The organism is Thiohalophilus sp. (assembly GCF_046483665.1).
Taxonomy (GTDB): domain Bacteria; phylum Pseudomonadota; class Gammaproteobacteria; order UBA6429; family Thiohalophilaceae; genus Thiohalophilus.
In genome coordinates, this window is record NZ_JAWOCR010000011.1 from 39741 (window position 1) to 59044 (window position 19304).

Sequence of the window (19304 nt, forward strand, 5' to 3'; positions counted from 1 at the left end):
TTCGTTAAGCTGAAAACGATGACCTGTCGGTTTATACCGGCAGGTCGCAAATAATCAGACACCGACCAGGGAAACCGGGCCGGTGTCCTGGGGTAATATCCGCAAAATGTTATTTGCAGCTACCCAACTCCCCGCCAAACAGGGAGGGATCGTACGTGACCTGCTCGGTCGGGACTTCTTTGACCACCTTCAACAGGTCGAACTGACTGGAGGGGTTATCGTTACCCTCTACGACCAGTACCGGCTTGAAGCACTGATGATCAGCACCACGATACAGTGTCGGTCCGTTACCCAGACCGTCGAACTGGAAGTCTTCCAACGCACTGATCACTTCACAGGGATAGAAGGTACCGGCGGTTTCCACGGCGTTGGCGTACAGCAGAGTCTGTACATAACAGGTATGCGCCGCCTGGGAGGGCGGAAAGCCATACTCCTGACCAAAGGACTTGACGAAAGCCTGCGAAGCCGCATCCTGCAACGCCCAGTTCCAGTTGGTACTGCCGAGAATCCCCTTGATGTTATCGCCGGCGCCCTGTGCCATCAGGCGCGAGAATAGCGGGACCACGATCTGGACGTCCTTGCCGTTGACCTGCTTGTCACGCAGACCGAACTGTACAGCCTGGGTCAGGGAGTTGACCATGTCCTTGCCGTAGTGATTGAGAATCAACACATCCGCACCCGAGTCCAGCACCGGGGTGATGTACTGGGAGAAGTCACCGGCGCCCAGCGGTGTGCGTACGGTTTGTACTGTCTGCCAGCCCAGTGCTTCAGTGGCGTTCTTGATCGACTCTTCCTGGGTCCAGCCCCAGGTATAGTCAGCCGTCAGATGATAGGCCTTGCGCTCCGTACCGTAACGCTCTGCAAGCACCGGGGCCAGGGCCTGACCGGACATGTAGGCGTTGAAAAAGTGGCGGAAACCATACTTGCGTCTGTCTTTGCCGGTGGTGTCATTGGAATGGGTCAGCCCGGCCATGAACATCACACCCGCTTCGTGACACAACGACTGCACAGCGACAGCGACACCCGAGGAGGAACCGCCGCTGATCATCAGGGCGCCATCTTTTTCGATCATGCGCTTGGCCGAGGCACGCGCTGCATCCGACTTGGTCTGGGTATCGCCGGTCACATAGTTGACCTTCTTGCCCAGGATACCGTTGCCCTGCAGAGCCAGCGGTTTCATGGTATTGAGCATACCGCCGTCGCCTTCCCCATTAAGATGTTTGACGGCCAGTTTAAATGCGCGCAATTCATCGGCACCCTCGTCAGCATAAGGACCGGTCTGCGGAACATTAAAGCCCAGCGTGATTGCCGCGGCTTTACCGGGATTATTGACGAAATCCTGCGCCCAGGCATTGCGAACAAAAATCGTTGGCGCCATGCCCGCGACACCGAGTGCTGCCGTTGACTTGATGAAGTCACGACGTTTTTTATTGAAATCATCACTCATGGTCTGGTTCTCCTCCAGATGGTGTGGGTTGGTATATGTATCCTCCCGCCCCGAGGTCACAAGAAGCTTCAGCGGCGAGCCCCGGTGTGTGGCGATATTGCTCCGCAACTGTAGAACCGCCTGTCAATTAAAGCAATAACTGTTTGATATGAAAGCGGCCGCACTGTAAATTAATAGTTTTAGCCTGCAGTATTTTTGTAAATAATTGACAACCTCGAGGATGATGCCGGTCATGGCTACAGGCGCGATGGGTTACAAAATCCGTGAACGACGCAAGGATCTGGGTATAACCCAGGCCGCCCTGGCCAGAGCGCTGGGAATTTCCGCCTCTTATCTGAACCTGATCGAAGCGAACAAGCGCGCAGTGGGGGGTCGGCTCGCCAGCCGGCTCGCTGCAGCTCTGGAACTGGAGCTGGCGGAACTGACCGGCATCACCGAACAGCGCCTGCGTGACGATCTGAGTGAACTCGCAGCGGACCCCGTGCTGGGCCATATCGACCTCGAGGCCAACTACGCCGAACAAATCATCGCCCGCAATCCCAACTGGGCCCGCATGATTCTGGCACTGTATCGCGCCTATCTGGACAGTCACCAGGCCCTGTCCCTGCTGAACGATCGCCTGAATGAGGATCCATGGCTACAAGCCACCATGCATACCCTCCTCACCCGTATTACCAGCCTGCGCTCCATTTCCGAGATCCTGACCAGTGACAATACTGTTGAAGCGCAACAGCGCAACCGGTTTGAAAGCATGTTACATAACGAGAGTACCCGGCTTACCGACACCGCCCAGCAACTGGTTGCGCATTTTGAACAGCAAAATAGCCTGGACCCCTCACTTGCCGCTGCCGAGCAGGTAGATGATTTCATCATTGGCGAGCGCAATTTCTTTCCGGCATTGGAAGAAGCCGGCCTGCAACTGCGCAACGAACTGGAGAAGCTCGACAGAGGCAACATTGATGCGGCTCTGGTGAAGTATCTCGAAGAGAAATTCAATATTCAAATCCAGACCAGTGCTTATGATCAATCCCAGGGCGCAGTGTGGCGTAACCAGAGCTATTATGATGAAGAAAATCGGGTACTCTGCTTTCTGGCCAACGCTCCTCCTACTACCCGGCGTTTTCAGGCCATGCGGGTTGCTGCGCAACTGAGCTTCAAAGATACTCTGGAATCGCTGGCTGACGATCCCAGACTGACGACAAATGCAGCCCGGATCCGTGCACAGGGAGCGCTCGCAAGCTACATGGCCGGTTCCTCACTATTCCCTTACAGCCCTTTTCTGGAAGATGCACAAACACAGCGTTATGACATCGAGATATTGCGCCAGAAATATGAGGCCAGCTTTGAGCAGATCTGCCATAGGCTGATCACACTGAGGGCACCCGAAGCCGAAGGGGTTCCGTTCTCCCTGTTACGTGTCGATCCCTCCGGACATATTTCCAAACGCTTTCCCCTGTTTGGTCTTTCCCTGCCGCGCTTTGGTCATGCCTGTCCGTTGTGGCCCGTGTTCAGCGCGTTCCAGACACCCGGACGGGTGATTCGTGAGCTGGGCGAATTCCATAACGGCAAACGTTTCCTGATGATCGCACGTACCATTACCAAACGAGCCGCCACTTTCCGCGCCCAGCCAGTCATGTTCTCGGTTATGCTGGCCTGTGATGTACTGTATGCCGATCAGACGGTCTATGCCGAGGGCATTGATTTACGTGCAACCGAGGCCGCCGTACCCGTAGGCTCAAGCTGTCGCCAATGTCATCGGCTTGAGTGCCAGCATCGTCAGGAACCGCCCATTACTGCGGGGAGCGTAACCGGCCGGGCCACCCGGGGTTTTGTGCATTCAAATCAGAGGCAGATACTGATAGATTCTGCTGACAGCGGATCCACCTCCGGCTGAAGAGTCGGAAGAGAAAAAATTAAAAACGAATAATAACATTCAGAAAGGGGCCAGACTTGAGCGGACGAATACTCATTGCTGAAGATGAACCTAATATTGTCGATGCACTCAGCTTTATCCTGAATCAGGCCGGCTACACAGTGAGTGCTGAATCCGATGGCAGCATGGTGCTGGAGGCACTGCACAAAGGCCGGCCTGATCTGCTCATCCTGGATCTGATGCTGCCGGGCACAAACGGATTCGAGATACTCAAGGAAGTCAAAGCCGGCAAGGAATGTAAACAACTACCGGTGCTGGTTCTTACAGCCAAGGGGCAGGCCAAGGATCGCACCATGGCCGAGCAGCTGGGAGCAGATGCTTTCATTGCCAAACCTTTTTCCAACACCGAGGTACTGCAGTGCGTTGAACGACTGACAGCAAATACCCGGGGAATGACGAGTGGCCACTAGAGCCCCGAAAAGTGCGGCGTTACTCCTCTCGCTGGGTATTGCTTTACTGTTTCCCCCGCTTGCGCTTATTTTTGCAAAGCACAGTACTTTATGGGGCATCCCATTACCCGTGTTTTATATATTCGGGCTCTGGCTGGCATTGATTGTCGGAGTAGGGTTTATCTCAAGACGGCTACCGCCCGTCTCCGACAAGTAAGCCATCAGAACGACATGCTCAGCACCAACTTCGTTCTGCTCATTGCTCTTGCCTATGTGGTCATATTGTTCGCGCTGGCATTTGTCAGTGAACGTCGGGCCAGGGAGGGCCATGATCGATTATTGCGTTCTCCTCTGGTCTATACACTTTCTATTTCAGTCTATTGTACGTCCTGGACGCTGTTTGGCGCCGTCGGTTCCGCGGCCCGCAATGGGCTGGAGTTTGCGACGATATATCTTGGTCCAACACTGATGTTTGTCGGCTGGTGGTTCCTGTTGCGAAAGCTGGTGCGAATCGGTCATGTTTACCGTATCACCTCGATCGCCGATTTAATCTCTTCACGTTTTGGCAAGAGCGCCACACTGGGGGTAATGGTCACCTGTATTGCCGTGATCGCCGCAACCCCCTACATCGCCCTGCAACTCAAGGCAGTAACAGCCAGTTTCGAAGTATTCAACCTGGCCAGCGACAACAGTGAAGATGCATCCATCATCGCCGATACTGATCCAGGTTTCTGGGTAGCACTGACTATGGCGCTGTTCACTATCTTGTTCGGGACTCGCAACCTTGATGCCAACGAACATAACCCGGGCGTAGTGGCCGCCATTGCCTTTGAGGCGATCGTCAAACTGTTTGCCATCCTCGCTGTAGGCCTGTTTGTCGTATTCGGAATCGCCGGTGGTGTCAATGAGGTCTTTCAATTACCCACGGCCGAGCGCATCATTTATGATAATGAGCTGTTCGGCTGGCGCTGGATTAACATGATGGTGCTTTCCGCGATTGCCATAGTTTGCCTACCGCGTCAGTTTCAGATTACCGTGGTAGAAAATTCCGATGAGAACCACCTTCGTACCGCAGCATGGGCCTTTCCCCTGTATCTGTTTTTGATCAGCCTGTTCGTACTGCCTATTGCCATCGTAGGCACCGCCCTGTTACCAGCCGGAACGAATCCGGACATGTTCCTGCTCACTCTGCCGCTATCGGCGGACCAGGATCTACTGGCATTACTGGCCTTCATCGGTGGCTTTTCCTCGGCTACTTCCATGGTTATCGTCTCGAGTATCGCGCTGTCTATAATGGTTTCCAACCATATCGTTGTGCCGCTGATTCTGCGGATGCCCCGCCGGAACCTGAATACCAGCGGAGACATCAAACATCTTATGTTGATTACCCGTCGCATCTCTATCGCGGTAATCCTGTTGCTGGGGTATCTTTATTTCCATCTCAGCGGTGAATCTGACGCGTTGGCGGCAATGGGCCTGATCGCTTTTGTCGGCGTTGCCCAGTTCTTCCCCGCCATGCTGGGCGTGTTGTACTGGCGCAATGCTACAACCAAAGGAACTATTGCAGGTCTCGGGGCAGGCTTTATCCTGTGGATTTATACCTCGTTTATACCGAGCCTGAGTGGGCCTGGCGGCGTGCTGACCTCACTGGTCGAATACGGTCCATGGGGGATTGAACTGCTCAAACCCCAGGCGATGTTCGGCCTGAACGGCATGGACCCGCTGGTTCACTCGGTTTTCTGGAGCCTGGGCAGTAACGCGGCGTTGTTTGTCCTGGTCTCGGTGTGGACAGCACATCGGCCACTGGAAAAACTGCAAAGCGCGTTATTCATTGATGTATTTCGTAATCTGGTGGGTAGCGAAGCACAGGTAATGCATCGCCAGGCAGCAATCAAGGACCTGTACAAACTTACCCAGCGTATCCTTGGTCCGGTGGAGACTCACAAGCTTTTTGAGGAACTCACCGGCGGCGAATTAATTCTGCAACAACTCCCCCCCCTGGATGCCAGAGGGATTGCTACTATCGAGCGGCGTCTGGCCGGTAATATCGGCGCTTCCACGGCTCATGCCCTGGTCTCACAGATCGCCAGCGGCGAAACCATCAGCATGGATGAAATCATCAAACTGGTCGATGAGACCCAGCAGGTCGTCGAATACAGCCATCGCCTGGAACAACAATCCAGGCAACTGCGCGCTACTGCCGATGAGCTACGTGGCGTTAATCTGCGTCTGCAAAAACTCGATGCCCAAAAAGACGAGTTTCTCAGCCAGGTCAGCCACGAAGTGCGTACCCCTATGACCTCTATTCGCTCTTTTGCTGAATTATTGTTGAATAACGAAACGTTATCCAACGAACAATCCCGGCGATTCATCGGCATCATTCACGAGGAAAGCCTGCGACTCACCCGCCTTCTGGATGAAATACTTGAAATGAGTCATCTGGAACAGGGTCATCTGCAGATCGAATCAGCGCCCATCGATCCGGAAACCATCATCGATCGCGCACTGGAAACCTGTCATGGTTTGGCGGAACAACATGGCGCAATGCTAATTAGTGGTGAACGCGCCACGATTGCCCGGGTTCGCGGCGATGCCGAGCGTCTCTATCAGGTGCTCATCAACCTGTTAACCAATGCCATCCTGTACAACAACAACGCACGACCCTGGGTCAAGGTTGATAGCCAAAATACCGGCAGTCATTATGAGCTGGATGTCAGTGACAACGGGCCGGGCATCCCCGAAACAGATCAGGTGTTTGAAAAATTCAGCCGCGGAAAACAGAACACCGCCAATCCCAAAGGAAGCGGACTGGGCCTTGCCATCAGCCGTCGACTTGTCCAGAAAATGAACGGTGAGCTGACTATTGTTAACAGCAGCAACCAGGGTACCCGTTTCAGACTACGACTGCCGCTGCTCGACGAGGACAGTGGCAATCATTGAAATTAAAGTCCCGATTCATAAGACAGAATCAAGCAAGCCCGCAAAGGCGTCCTCTGCTTATTGACTACTCATGTCAAAATAAAATACTCCAGGTAACCCTGCAATGAGTGGTTTTCCGTGCGCGTTTGTCTGCCCGGAAAACCCTTCCCGCACTGTTACCACTTGCCTGTATTTACCCGCTTGCCATATTATGATTAACTTACCTGGAAAATTCAGAAGCACCGGCACCTGATTATCACACTGCTACCGGAGACCCCTAATATGTTATTCCGAGAACATCCGTTATTGCTTGCCGCCGCCATCATCCTGACCATACCTGCGTTCACCGCGCAAGCCGATGATGACATGCCTGAACACTTCGAGGGAGAACCGTCCAGAACGCTGGACGAAGCTTTCAAAAACCTGACTGTCTATAACAAAAAACTGGACAAATTGCTCGCCGGCGAAATGACCCCGGAAAAAATGGGCGAGATTCACATCCTGACCTACACCCTGGAAAATGCCCTGGCACGCATCGAGGACGAGGTTGAGGAACTGGCCGAAACTCTGGAAGAAGTCCATCAGGCCTCCGAACGGGCCGAGGACGACACTGTTATACAGAAAGGCAAAATCTATCTGGAAGGTTCCAGCAAGCTTATCAGGGAGTAAAAGTTCTGAGTTCTGGGTTCTGAGTTCTGAGACCAGCTCTTTAGCGACTGATGCCGCTCTCTTTATGGGTTGCCCTCCCGAAGTAACGAGATATTTTTTCTGGCTTATGTCGGCACAGTGGCGATTGTGCAATCTGTCCGCGGATTTCGTGTCGTCAAGCCGCCTTTAGCCGAGCAGGCCTCAGAGCAAAGACTCTGTGTAGTCCGGCTTGCCGGTTTTGAGTTGCCGGAACATAAACAGAAGTACGCCGGTCAACCATACCGATGCCAGCATGTGAAAAAAAGCGCCAATTGCTTCGGCCTGGTACAGCACCCCCCATTTCGCGAACAGGAAGTTCCAGTCATGCACACCCCCGCCAACCAGCGGTATCCGCATGTCGCGCGCATCGCTCATGTAATGTGCGGTATACATCAGGCTCTCCGCGAACCACACGCCCCCGACACCGGCCTCAAAGGCCTTGCCCTGTCTCCAGAAATGGACCGCAATCGCCACCGGGAAAAACAGCTGCCCTAGCGTGCCACCAAGAAAATGCCCGGTCTGCCCGAACGGCGTGAAGATCAGATGCCCCGCCTCGTGGAACGCCAGATTGACGTGATCGATAAAATGGTACTCATAGGAAAAGATCAGCCAGGCCGAATACGGCAACAATGCGACAAAAACAATCCAGCGAAACATGGTTTACCCGTTACTTGCTTATAAAAAGAGTATCGAATCCAGCAGTAGCATACCTGTATCTGCCAGATACAGCTTCGGGTCAGCAGATAAGTATACTGCCCCCGACTTAACCGGCCCTTTTTGTGCCCAAAACCGGGGTTTAAGACCGTATTATGCCTGCTCCGGAGCACTATAATTTATGTGGATCAATGCGTTGCGGTTGTCCGACCCGTTCAACTACGCTCAATAATTTATCCTGATCCTGACTAGCGGGCTTTTGATTCCCGTCAGACGCCGCCGAGCATCGCAGTGGAAGGAGGATTAGCCCGAAGGGTGCGCGCATGGACGCGCGCACTCGCCAGTCGGCACACGGAGGTGCCGTCTGGCGAGCCCGACTGGAACGAGAAACGCAGGGAACCGTTTCAGCCATTGGAAATGGCTGAAACGGCGGCGTTTTCGGGAGTGGTTTTTGGTGACTTTTTGCCGCTTCAAAAAGTCACTCGCCGCGCGGGCGCGAGAGCCCGCTTTCAAGATTCAGCTCGCCCGAAGGGCGAACATTTTGATAGACGCTGGATGCCTGGTCACTCCTATCCCGCATCAAGTGCGGGCAGGCTCTAACCTTTTTGCTCTCGGGTACTCCCCTTGGTGGGGAGGGAGTAAGATGAAAGCCCGATAACGCTTCGCTATATCGGGTCTACACCTTTTTTAAATAAACTGGATTCCGGCTCAAGGCCGGAATGACGTCCTATTCGATCAAATCCCGAAACGCCGCCTCATCCAGGATCGCTACGCCCAACGATTCCGCCTTGTCGGCCTTGGAGCCGGGATCCGCTCCCACCACGACGTAATCGGTCTTCCTGGACACACTGCCGGTCACCTTGGCGCCCAGCGCCTGCAGAGCGGCCTTGGCCTCGTCGCGACTCATCTGTTCCAGCGTACCGGTTAAAACGAACGTCTTTCCGTTGAGCGGTAGTTCCTCGGCGGGTTTGACTTCGATGTCTTCCCAGGTCACGCCGGCCTGGATCAGTTTGTCGATGACTTGCTGATTATGTTTCTGTTTAAAGAAAGTCAGTATACTTTCGGCGACGATGGGGCCGATGTCCGGGACCGCCATCAACGCTTCCTTGTCAGCCTGCATCAGGGCATCCAGCGATCCGAAGTGATTGGCCAGCGAGCGTGCGGTCGCCTCGCCCACGTCGTGAATCCCCAGCGCATAGATAAATCGTTCCAGGGTTGTGTTGCGGCTTTTATCCAGCGCATCGATCAGGTTCTGTGCCGATTTTTCGGCCAGGCGTTCCAGCTGGACCAGCTGATCTTTGTCCAGCGCAAACAGATCGGCCGGATCGTGCACATAATCTTCATCGACCAGCTGGTCTACCAGTTTATCGCCCAGTCCCTCGATATCCAGTGCGCGGCGCGAGGCGAAATGTTTGAGGGCTTGCTTGCGCTGGGCAGCGCAATAGAGGCCGCCGGTGCAATAGGTGACGGCCTCGCCTTCGTGCCGTACGGTTTGCGATCCGCAGACCGGGCAGGTTTTCGGCAGATGGTATTTTTTCAGTTTAGCCTCACGTTTGGACTTGACCACGCTGACCACTTGCGGGATCACATCCCCGGCGCGGCGAATAACCACTGTATCGCCGACGCGTACATCCAGTCGTTCGATCTCATCCTGATTATGCAACGTGGCGTTGCTGACAGTCACACCACCGACCTGGACCGGTTCAAGTCGGGCCACCGGTGTCAGGGCGCCGGTACGACCAACCTGCACATCGATACCGACCAGTCGGGTCATCTCTTCCTGGGCGGGGAATTTATGCGCAATGGCCCAGCGCGGCGCACGCGAGACAAACCCCAGTTGTTCCTGTTGATCACGCAGGTTGACCTTGTAAACCAGCCCGTCGATCTCGTAATCGAGTTTGTCGCGTTTTTCCTGCATCGTCCGGTAGTAATCCAGACAGCCCTGGATTCCCTCGACCACCCGGGTTTCCGGATTGGTACGCATACCCCATTCGCGCAACTGCTCCAGTGTTGCGCTATGGCGATCCGGCAATTCGACGCCCTCCACCAGTCCGGGACCATAACAGAAGAACGATAACGGCCGTTTGGCAGTCAGACGCGGATCGAGTTGACGCAGGCTGCCGGCGGCGGCATTGCGCGGATTGGCGAATATCTTCTCGCCCTGTTTCTGGCGGATCTCGTTGAGCTGATCGAAGCCTTGTTTGGTCATGATCACCTCGCCGCGCACTTCCAGACGTTCCGGGTAATCGGAACCGCGCAGTTTTAACGGAATAGTCTCGATCGTGCGTACGTTCCAGGTGACGTCCTCGCCGGTGGTCCCGTCGCCGCGGGTCGCCCCGCGAACCAGCTTGCCGTCTTCATACAGCAAACTGATAGCCAGGCCGTCGAGTTTGGGCTCCACCGCGTATTCCACGCAGTCCACGCCAAGCTTGTCGCGCGCACGGCGATCGAAGCCGAGTACCTCATCCTCGTCGAACGCATTACCCAGCGACAACATTGGAAGTTCGTGCTTGACCTCGTCAAACGTCGATAACGGTGTCGCCCCGACTCGCTGGGTGGGGGAATCGGAGGTAATCAGCTGCGGGTGTTCGGCTTCGAGCTCTTCGAGTTCACGCATCAGGCGATCGTACTCGGCGTCGGGAATTTCCGGATCGTCCAGCACATAATAGCGGTAATTGTGATAATCGATCTGCTCGCGCAGCTCGTCGATGCGTTGCTGAACTTTATTACTGGCACTCATTATAAATTAAATCCAATCCTGACAAAAAAGATCACCACCAAGACACAAAGACACCAAGAAGGTCTTTTCAAAATAAATCAGCGAAATATTTCTGGTTCACAATAACGTCATAACTTACCAGCAGATCAAATAAAGTATAAGGTCAAAAGAATTTTACTTGGTGTCTTCGTGTCTTGGTGGTGAATCGTTTGTTTTTATCTTTTTGAACGTTGCTTCTGCAAGCCGGCCATTTTGCGGCGGAACAGGAAGGCTTCGATCTGTTCCTTGAGGTGGCCGATAGTTTGCAGGGTGAGGACATTGCGCCGTTCGTCGCACAGATCACCGTCCAGTTGTTCGGCCAGGTTGCGCCCGGTTTTCAGCATCAGGTCGAATGCCTCGCGTGAATCGATTGGCGCGGGAAGCTGCATAAACAGTGAGAGACCCGGGGTTTGCAGCTGTTCGATAGAACTGAGATCGAACGCCCCCGGTTCCACGGTATTGGCCAGACTGAAGACGGGACGCACGCCTCCCTCGTCGGGATAGCGATGAAAGATCATCATCTCGCCGTGGCGCAGGTCGTTGGCATACAGCGCATCGAGAATATCCATTCCGGCAAATTGCCGACCTGCTTTGGCCATGACGTTGAGGACGGTCACCAGTGACTCCCCCTCGTCGTCTTCGGCGTCAACGGCACTCAGACCGCCCAGGCCGGCAACATCCACATCATCGTCACGCCGGGCATGCCATGACATTTGCGACAGGGCCTGCAGATCGTCATCGTCCAGATCAGTGTAGTAATTGTCCCGCGATTCAGTCGTGCCGGAGTCGTCGCTGTCACGGGTTCGATCTCGCCCGAAGGTCGGCAAAGAGATACGGGGAAGACGCAGGAAGCCGGGCCAGCGCAGCTTCTGCCCGGAGCGCAGGCGCATCACCAGATAGAACATCGCAACGAATGCGATACCGATGGCAAGCAGGGTCAGCCGCAGCGGGTCCATATCAGCACGACCTTGTCATCAAGATGAATTGAATGTCACTAATGTCCGTCTTTAATAATGCTCTCGCCAAGCCGCGAAGAACGCAAAGTCAAACATTTGTAATGTAATAATCCGCCTGTCTATAAAGTAAAGTGCGATACACTGACAAGCTGCCTTGCTAACAATACAATTTATCGTTGTGTGTCACGTTCAGCAACAAACTGCTTATAACACTGCGTGCTCTGTGTCTTGGCGAGAGTTGCTCTAATCAGGCCGAGGCCAGTTTTGCCGCTTCGTCCACATCCACCGCAACCATGCGTGAAACACCCGGCTCGTGCATGGTGACACCGGTCAGGTGGTTGGCAACTTCCATGGTTACTTTATTATGAGTGATGAAGATAAACTGTGTTCTGTCCGACATATGTTTCAACAGATCGCAGTAGCGGGTGACGTTGGCGTCGTCCAGCGGCGCATCAACCTCGTCGAGCATACAGAACGGCGCGGGATTCAGTTCGAAGATGGCGAACACCAGAGCCACCGCGGTCAGGGCCTTTTCGCCACCGGACAGCAGGTGAATGGTGCTGTTGCGCTTGCCGGGCGGACGGGCCATGACCGTGACGCCGGTCTCGAGCAGATCCTCGCCGGTCATCTCCAGATAGGCGTGACCGCCGCCGAACAGGCGCGGGAAAAGATCCTTGAGCCCGCTGTTGACCTTGTCGTAGGTCTCCTTGAAACGGGTACGGGTCTCTTTGTCGATCTTGTGGATTGCATCTTCCAGAGTCTTGAGGGCCTGCACCAGATCCTCGTTCTGCGCGTCCAGGTATTGCTTGCGTTCTGATTGCTGTTCGAATTCCTCGATCGCCGCCAGGTTGATCGGCCCCAGGCGCTGGATCTTGGCTTCCAGCTGTTCGACGTTTTCCTGCCACTGATTGGCTTCGGCCTCTTCGGGCATCTCCTGCATCAACTGCTGCAGTTCGAAACCTGACTCGGTGATCTGTTCTTCGAGCGTCTGACGACGAACCTTGAATTCCTGCTGGCTGATGCGGATCTGCTCCAGATTGCCCCGCACTTCCTGCACCTGCTGTTCGGCCGCGACGCGCTGTTCCTCCAGTTCGCGCATCTGATGCTCGATCGCTTCCATGGCCTGGCGCGCTTCGCTCAGCTCGGTTTCCACGGCCACGCGTTTGTCGAGTTTGTCGGCCAGTTCTTTGTTCATCTCCTCCAGCGGCGTTTCGCTTTCGGCCAGTGCCTTTTGCAGCTCTTCACGACGGGCAGAGAGCTGGGTAAGCTGGCTGTCCAGTCGCTCCAGGGCCTGACGGGTGGAGTTCAGTTCGGTGCGCTCTTTTTCGGCCCGCAGTTTGATCTCATGGGCCTCGCTGCGCACGCTCTGGGCCTGCTCGCGAGCCTGTTCCAGGGTATTGCGCAGTTCATCCCGCCGGCTGCTTAACTGTTCGCGCTGTTGCTCCAGACCGGACATGGTATCCAGCGCGGTTTGTAAACGGCCCCGGCACTCCTGCAGCTCCTGTTTATCGCGCTCGATTTCAGCCTGCAGATCCTGCTGTTCTTTTTGCAACGCCTGCTGGCGGGCCCGGGCCTGCTCCAGCTGGTTCTGGCGCGCCTTAAGATCGGACTGCTGTTCGGCCTGGCGGCGACTGGCCTGGTTTAACTGGGCCTGGGCATCGTCCCGTTCCTGCTCCAGCTCACGCAGCCGCTCGCGATCGCCTTCCAGTTGTTCCTGCAGGGCTACCACGCGGCCATTCTCTTCCTGAATCTGGCTACTGAGTGCCTTGAGCTCCTGCTCGCGCTTGAGGATGCCGGTTTTCTGATCCTGCTCCTGGTCCTTGACCACCCGCAGCCAGTTGGCCCCCAGCCAGATCCCCTCGCGGGTCACCACCGATTCCTGGGCTGCGAGGCTGGCCCGCAGGGAAAGCGCCTCGGCCAGAGATTCGGCCGCATACACGCCACCCAGCAGGGCATCCAGTTTCCATGGCGCCGAGACCTTGTTCAGCAATGGCGTCCCGTTACCCGCGCCGGTTTCCGGACCCGGTGCCTGGGTATCGAACAGGGTCAGGGTCCCTTCCTGCAAACTGCCGAGTACTTCGGCCAGCGGATCGACGCCGGCCACGCAGACCGCTTCCAGATGCCCGCCGAGTACACATTCCACCGCCCGTTCCCAGCCGGCTTCGACTTCCATCTCTTCGGCCAGGCGTGGCGCGTCCTGCAATTGCTGACCGCTGAGCCAGTCGTTGACCGCCCCTTCGTCCTTGCCCAGCGCCGCCTGTTGCAGGGCCTCAAGCGAGGCGCTGCGACCGCGCAGATCCTGCAGACGGCTGCGGGCCTGATCGAGATCGGCGTTCAGCTGGTGGGTGGAATCGCGCAGCGCGGCGATCTGATCCTGTTTTTCAGTCAGCGCCTGCTGGGCCTGGTTGACCTGTTCGCCGGTCTGTTCCAGTTGCTGCTGTTGTTCACTGACTTCCTGCTGCACACGCTCCGGCGATTGCTGCTGCAAATCCTGCTCGGCCTTGTCCAGCCGTTGCTGCAACTGGGTCAGTTTCTGCTCCAGGTGCTGGATACGGGTACGCTCCACCTCGGCCTGGCGAGCCGGCTCGGCAGACTGCTGATTGAAGTCCTCCCAGGCCTGCTGCCATTCCTGCATCGCCTGCTCCGCGTCCTGCAGGGCCCCGCTGGCGGTCTGCTCGCGCTGTTCGGCGGCCTGCAGATCCGGTTCAATCGTTTTGAGCGCCGCTTCCAGTTCCTCGATCCGTTTGCGATCGGCCTCGACGTGGACCTGGGCGTCATTCCAGTCTTTTTCCAGCTGTTGCAGATCCTGGCTCTGCTGGGTACGGCGCTCCCTGGCGTGCTGGATGGACTGTTCCAGCCGGGCAATATCGGCCCCGATGCTGTAAAAACGGCTCTGGACTTCGTTGAATTTGTCACTGGCCTCGGTATGCAGGCCGCGCTGTTGCTCGATCTCGGTCTCGATATGGCGCTGTTTGGCCACGACCCCTTCCAGCGCGGTTTCCTGTTCGCGCAGCTGGTTATCGCTCTGACGAGCCTGCTCGTCGACGCCTTTCCAGCGCAAAGCCTGTAGCTGGGCCCGCAGCAGACGTTCTTCTTCCTTGAGGACCTTGTAGCGCTCGGCGGTTTTGGCCTGGCGTTGCAGTTTGGCGAGCTGCTTGTCCAGCTCCTCGCGCAGGTCGTTGAGCCGATCCAGATTCTCGCGGGTATGGCGAATGCGGTTTTCGGTCTCGCGGCGGCGCTCCTTGTATTTGGAGATACCGGCGGCTTCCTCCAGGAACACCCGCAGCTCCTCGGGTCTGGCCTCGATAATGCGCGAAATGGTGCCCTGTTCGATAATCGCATAGCTGCGCGGCCCCAGCCCGGTGCCCAGGAAAATGTCGGTGATGTCCCGGCGACGGCAGCGAGTGCCATTGAGATGATAGATTGACTGGCCGTCGCGGGTGACCGTGCGCTTGATGGAAATATCGCTGTAATTGGCGTACTGTCCGCCCAGGCTGCCATCGCTGTTATCAAACACCAGCTCCACCGTGGCCTGGCCGACCGGCTTGCGTGAAGTGGAGCCGTTGAAAATGACATCGGCCATGGAGTCTCCACGCAAATGCTTGGCGGAAGACTCGCCCATCACCCAGCGCACTGCGTCGATAATGTTGGATTTACCACAGCCGTTGGGCCCCACCACCCCGACCAGCGAACTGGGCAGCGGGACAGTCGTCGGGTCGACGAAGGATTTGAAGCCGGAGAGTTTGAGTTTGGTCAGTCGCATCGGGGAAAGATACAGTACCCTCATATAAAGAGGCAAGATTGACAAATTCGCAAAACCGACGCCCGGTTTTGCCATCGTGCATACCCCGGATAGTTTCAACGCAGAGGGGCTAAAGGATATCAATGCTTTACTGAACAGGGACGAGGGACGAGGGACGAGTAAAGAGGAAGACAAACCTCGAGGGTTTGGCAGGAGCGGCTGCGCCGCGATAGATATTTCGAGCCCGCACACAATCGTCGCGCCAAAGGCGCGCCCACAATGTCTGATCTTGAGCATTTTTCCTCGTCACTCGTCCCTTGTACCTCGCCCCTGCCCTACCCTTGCCCGGCTTGTCAGCCGGGCAAGGGTAGGGTATGGTTTCGCGCCATGCCCAGTCAGCCCAGCAAAACCCTCGAAACCTTCGACAATCCGATGCCGGAACGGGATTACACCATCCGCATCGAGGTCCCGGAGTTTACCTGTCTGTGTCCCAAGACCGGCCAGCCGGACTTCGCCACGCTCTATCTGGAGTATGTGCCCGAGGCCAAATGCGTCGAGCTCAAGTCGTTGAAAATGTATGTCTGGGCCTATCGCGACGAGGGCGCCTTTCACGAGAAAGTCACCAATACCATTCTCGATGATCTGGTGAAGGCCACCGGGCCGCGCTTCATGCGCCTGACCGCGAAATTCAATGTGCGCGGCGGCATCTACACCTCCGTCGTCGCCGAACACCGCCAGAGCGGCTGGCAAGCCCCCGAAGCCGTCACGTTACCGTGACGGCAGGGCCGAGGGACGAGTAACGAGGTCCGAGGCATGACTGCTTCACATTCCGACAACCATCTCACCGCGCTGTACGTAGGGATTGATCTGGGGACTGCCGGTTGCCGGGCGACGGCGATCAATGCGGATGCCACGATTCTCTCCATGGCCAGCACTGACCTCCCTCCTGCCCTGATCGACGGCAATGCCCGCTATCAGGATCCTCTGCTCTGGTGGCAGGCAGTGGAGCGGGTCCTGGATGAACTGTTTGAACAGGTCGATGCCGCGCAGGTAAAGCGTATCGCCGTAGACGGGACCTCGGGATCGGTACTGGTAACCAATGCCGCCGGCGAACCGCTGCGCGAGGCGTTGTTGTATAACGATCAACGCGATCCGGTTTATGTTGAACATCTCAAGGCGATGGCGCCGCCGGACAATCCGGTACTCAGTCCCAGCTCCGGACTGGTCAAGCTGTTGTGGCTGAGTATGCACGTCGATCAAAGTCTTCTCGCCCACTATCTGCATCAGGCCGACTGGATTGCCGGCAAACTGACCGATCGTTATGGCATCAGTGATCTCAACAACTGCATGAAAACCGGTTTTAATGCCGAACACCACACCTGGCCGCGCTGGATGGATACGCTGCCGCTGGACCACGCCTGGTTGCCCGATGTGCAGCAACCCGGCGAAGTCGTCGGCCCGATCAGTGAACACATGGCCCGACGTTTCAACCTGCCTGCGGAGACCCTGATCGTCAGCGGTACAACCGACAGCACCGCCTCGTTTATCGCCACCGGCGCCAGTGAACCGGGCGAGGCGGTCACGGTGCTGGGCTCGACCCTGGTACTGAAGGTACTGGGGCCCTCGCCGATCCTCTCCGCCCGGTACGGCGTCTACAGCCAACCCCTCGGGGATCTGTGGCTGGTGGGCGGCGCTTCCAGCAGCGGCGGCGCGGTACTGAAACAACATTTCAGTGATGAACAGCTGCAGGCAATGACGCCGCAGCTCGATCCCGAACAGCCGACCGGGCTCCAGTACTATCCACTACCCGCGCAGGGCGAGCGTTTCCCCATCAACGACCCGCACCTGAGCCCGCAACTGGAACCCCGCCCTGAGGACGACGTCATGTTTTTTCAGGGTCTGCTCGAAGGGATGGCACGAATCGAGAAACAGGGCTACGAACGACTGGCCGAACTGGGTGCGCCCTTCCCGAGACGCATCCTCAGCGCCGGCGGCGGCAGCGTCAACGACGCCTGGACGCAGATACGCCAGAGCCTGCTGGGCATCCCGGTGGAAACCGCCCCCAACACCGAAGCGGCCTACGGCAGCGCCCTCATCGCCCTGCGCTCTGAAAAACTGCGCTAACCACCAAGACACGAAGACACCAAGTAGAATAATTATGACTTTTTGTCCGTCAGTCTGGCCAATGCGAGCGCATTGACTTACATGCACGGCAATAGACAGCAGCGATATGATTATTTCGGTATATTTGACGTCTTATTCCCACTATCAAGAAAAGTGGCAATCGAAATTAAAATTTTTGCTTGGTGTCTTCGTGTCTTGGTGGTGAAGCTCTTCTCTCTCAGGAGGCTATATGATCAGTAATCCGGTTACCGGCGCCAGTTATCTGTTACGCGGTTTGAGCCTGATTGGCGAGCCTGGCGTGAAGCGCCATGTTGTGATTCCCCTGATAATCAACATTCTGATCTTTGCTGGTCTGATCTGGCTGCTGGCTGCACAGTTCGAGGTGTTGCTGGAGTGGCTGATGCCAACATTGCCTGACTGGCTGGCCTGGCTGGATAGCCTGCTCTGGTTTATTTTTGCAATCACCACCGGCATCGCCGTGTTCTTCAGTTTTACCATTCTGGCCAATCTGGTCAGCGCACCATTTAACAGCTTTCTGTCCGCAGCAGTAGAAAAAAACCTGACCGGCCGCTCGCCCATCAGCGAAGTGGGATTCATGGAGGAGCTGGTCAAGGCCATCAGTGGTGAGATAAAAAAAATGTTGCTGTTTGCGTTGATAGCGCTGGCTCTGCTGATCATCACACTGATTCCCGGCATTAACCTGATTGCGCCGGTATTGTGGATCATCTTCAGTGCCTGGATGTTAAGTATTGAGTATCTGGATTATCCGCTGGGCAATCAGGGACGCAGCTTCCCGGAGATTCGCCGGGCCATCCAACAGAAACGCCTGTTGTCTCTGGGCTTTGGTGGCGCGGTGATGATAGCCACCCTTATCCCTGTATTCAATTTTATGGTCATGCCGGTTGCCGTGGCCGGTGCCACAGCAATGCGTGTTGAACAGTTTTAACAAGCAGACAAGAATATAAGATATTTGCAAAATACGATCTTATTCAACTCATATGCTTATTGTACTTCGTTCGGCAGCTCTTCGGGATCGATTCGGATTTCGCTGTTTTCAATTTTCGAATAGACATCCTCGTCCACCAGTGATCGCTTATTCAAGGTCACGGTATCGCCTTTTTTGATCATTGTACTGGTGAGGGACTGGTGAATGCGCTTTTCTTCGGCATCGTGAAAGTCAACAGTAACCAGAGTATAGTAGGATTCCTCGCAGCTATTGCGAATGCGCGCCGACCATTCGAGCCAGACCTGGTTATAGCTGGGTTCGGCCGATTCAATCTGGTGTTCCACGGCTTCCAGGCAATCGTCAGCCTGGGTCTGGCTGGTAAAAACCAGCAAAAAGACGGTGACAGGAAACAGTTTGATTTTCATTACAACTCCATGTTGACTGGTCATTAATCGGCAAGTGTTTTGCAGTGGATGTTAAGCTGTTCTTTACACGCAAAAACTGCCCGGCTCATTTTTGTTCAATCTGTATCAGGGCAAATCCTGTGCCAGCGGGCTTCTCTTTGACCCGGTCTATGACGAATCAGTCGTATATTCAGTTCAATAGCAACAGAATAACGCCAGATCAAAGAGTTAACTCTGCTTCACGCTACGAGGCGCGGCATACACGGCTCAGCATGTTAAACTGATGCGGTTCAATCAGTCCTAAGGTCATAACTGAAACGTGTGCTTCTACCAGGATCGCGGCGC

Annotated in this window: 13 protein-coding genes; 7 read left to right on the forward strand and 6 right to left on the reverse strand. The window is 55.7% G+C overall.

Annotated features, from left to right (window positions below):
* Nucleotides 1-109 precede the first annotated feature (109 nt).
* The gene (locus tag R6U90_RS02785; protein ID WP_410351136.1) at nt 110-1447 is read right to left on the reverse strand and encodes a substrate-binding protein; all 1338 of its coding nucleotides are present in this window, start codon (nt 1445-1447) and stop codon (nt 110-112) included.
* A gap of 232 nt (nt 1448-1679) precedes the next feature.
* Here R6U90_RS02785 and R6U90_RS02790 point away from each other — a divergent pair, with 232 nt between their 5' ends.
* The 4 genes from R6U90_RS02790 (at nt 1680) to R6U90_RS02805 (ending at nt 7357) form a co-directional block, all read left to right on the forward strand.
* Nucleotides 1680-3341, forward strand: a complete 1662-nt coding sequence (locus tag R6U90_RS02790) for a short-chain fatty acyl-CoA regulator family protein (RefSeq protein WP_410351137.1) — start codon at nt 1680-1682, stop codon at nt 3339-3341.
* A 56-nt stretch (nt 3342-3397) separates the two neighbouring features.
* A complete protein-coding gene (locus tag R6U90_RS02795) occupies nt 3398-3790 on the forward strand; it encodes a response regulator transcription factor (protein WP_410351138.1) in 393 nt (130 codons plus the stop codon).
* A 210-nt stretch (nt 3791-4000) separates the two neighbouring features.
* A complete protein-coding gene (locus R6U90_RS02800) occupies nt 4001-6709 on the forward strand; it encodes an ATP-binding protein (RefSeq protein ID WP_410351139.1) in 2709 nt (902 codons plus the stop codon).
* A 261-nt stretch (nt 6710-6970) separates the two neighbouring features.
* On the forward strand, nt 6971-7357 hold the full coding sequence (locus R6U90_RS02805; protein WP_410351140.1) for a DUF6746 family protein: 387 nt from the start codon (nt 6971-6973) through the stop codon (nt 7355-7357).
* Between the two features lie 180 nt (nt 7358-7537).
* Here R6U90_RS02805 and R6U90_RS02810 read toward each other — a convergent pair whose 3' ends face one another.
* From R6U90_RS02810 to smc, 4 genes are all read right to left on the reverse strand, one after another.
* Nucleotides 7538-8032 carry a hypothetical protein gene (locus R6U90_RS02810; RefSeq protein ID WP_410351141.1) on the reverse strand — a complete coding sequence of 165 codons (495 nt, stop codon included), beginning with the start codon at nt 8030-8032 and terminating at the stop codon, nt 7538-7540.
* A gap of 724 nt (nt 8033-8756) precedes the next feature.
* Nucleotides 8757-10769: an NAD-dependent DNA ligase LigA gene (ligA, locus tag R6U90_RS02815; RefSeq protein WP_410351142.1), complete on the reverse strand. Its 2013-nt coding sequence runs from the start codon at nt 10767-10769 to the stop codon at nt 8757-8759.
* A 194-nt stretch (nt 10770-10963) separates the two neighbouring features.
* Complete coding sequence (gene zipA, locus R6U90_RS02820) at nt 10964-11743, reverse strand: cell division protein ZipA (protein ID WP_410351143.1); 780 nt, start codon at nt 11741-11743, stop codon at nt 10964-10966.
* A 247-nt stretch (nt 11744-11990) separates the two neighbouring features.
* On the reverse strand, nt 11991-15506 hold the full coding sequence (gene smc / locus R6U90_RS02825; RefSeq protein ID WP_410351144.1) for a chromosome segregation protein SMC: 3516 nt from the start codon (nt 15504-15506) through the stop codon (nt 11991-11993).
* A 366-nt stretch (nt 15507-15872) separates the two neighbouring features.
* Between smc and queF the strand changes: the two genes are divergently transcribed.
* The 3 genes from queF (at nt 15873) to cysZ (ending at nt 18555) form a co-directional block, all read left to right on the forward strand.
* Entirely contained in the window at nt 15873-16262 is a 390-nt protein-coding gene (queF, locus tag R6U90_RS02830; protein ID WP_410351145.1) for a preQ(1) synthase, read from the forward strand.
* A gap of 36 nt (nt 16263-16298) precedes the next feature.
* Nucleotides 16299-17609 carry an FGGY-family carbohydrate kinase gene (locus tag R6U90_RS02835; RefSeq protein ID WP_410351146.1) on the forward strand — a complete coding sequence of 437 codons (1311 nt, stop codon included), beginning with the start codon at nt 16299-16301 and terminating at the stop codon, nt 17607-17609.
* Nucleotides 17610-17838: 229 nt separating this feature from the next.
* Nucleotides 17839-18555, forward strand: coding sequence for a sulfate transporter CysZ (gene cysZ, locus R6U90_RS02840; RefSeq protein ID WP_410351147.1), 717 nt, complete (start codon nt 17839-17841; stop codon nt 18553-18555).
* 56 nt (nt 18556-18611) lie between these two features.
* On the opposite strand, the gene R6U90_RS02845 is transcribed toward cysZ, so the two are convergent.
* Nucleotides 18612-18980 carry a hypothetical protein gene (locus R6U90_RS02845; RefSeq protein WP_410351148.1) on the reverse strand — a complete coding sequence of 123 codons (369 nt, stop codon included), beginning with the start codon at nt 18978-18980 and terminating at the stop codon, nt 18612-18614.
* Between the last annotated feature and the right edge of the window lie 324 nt (nt 18981-19304).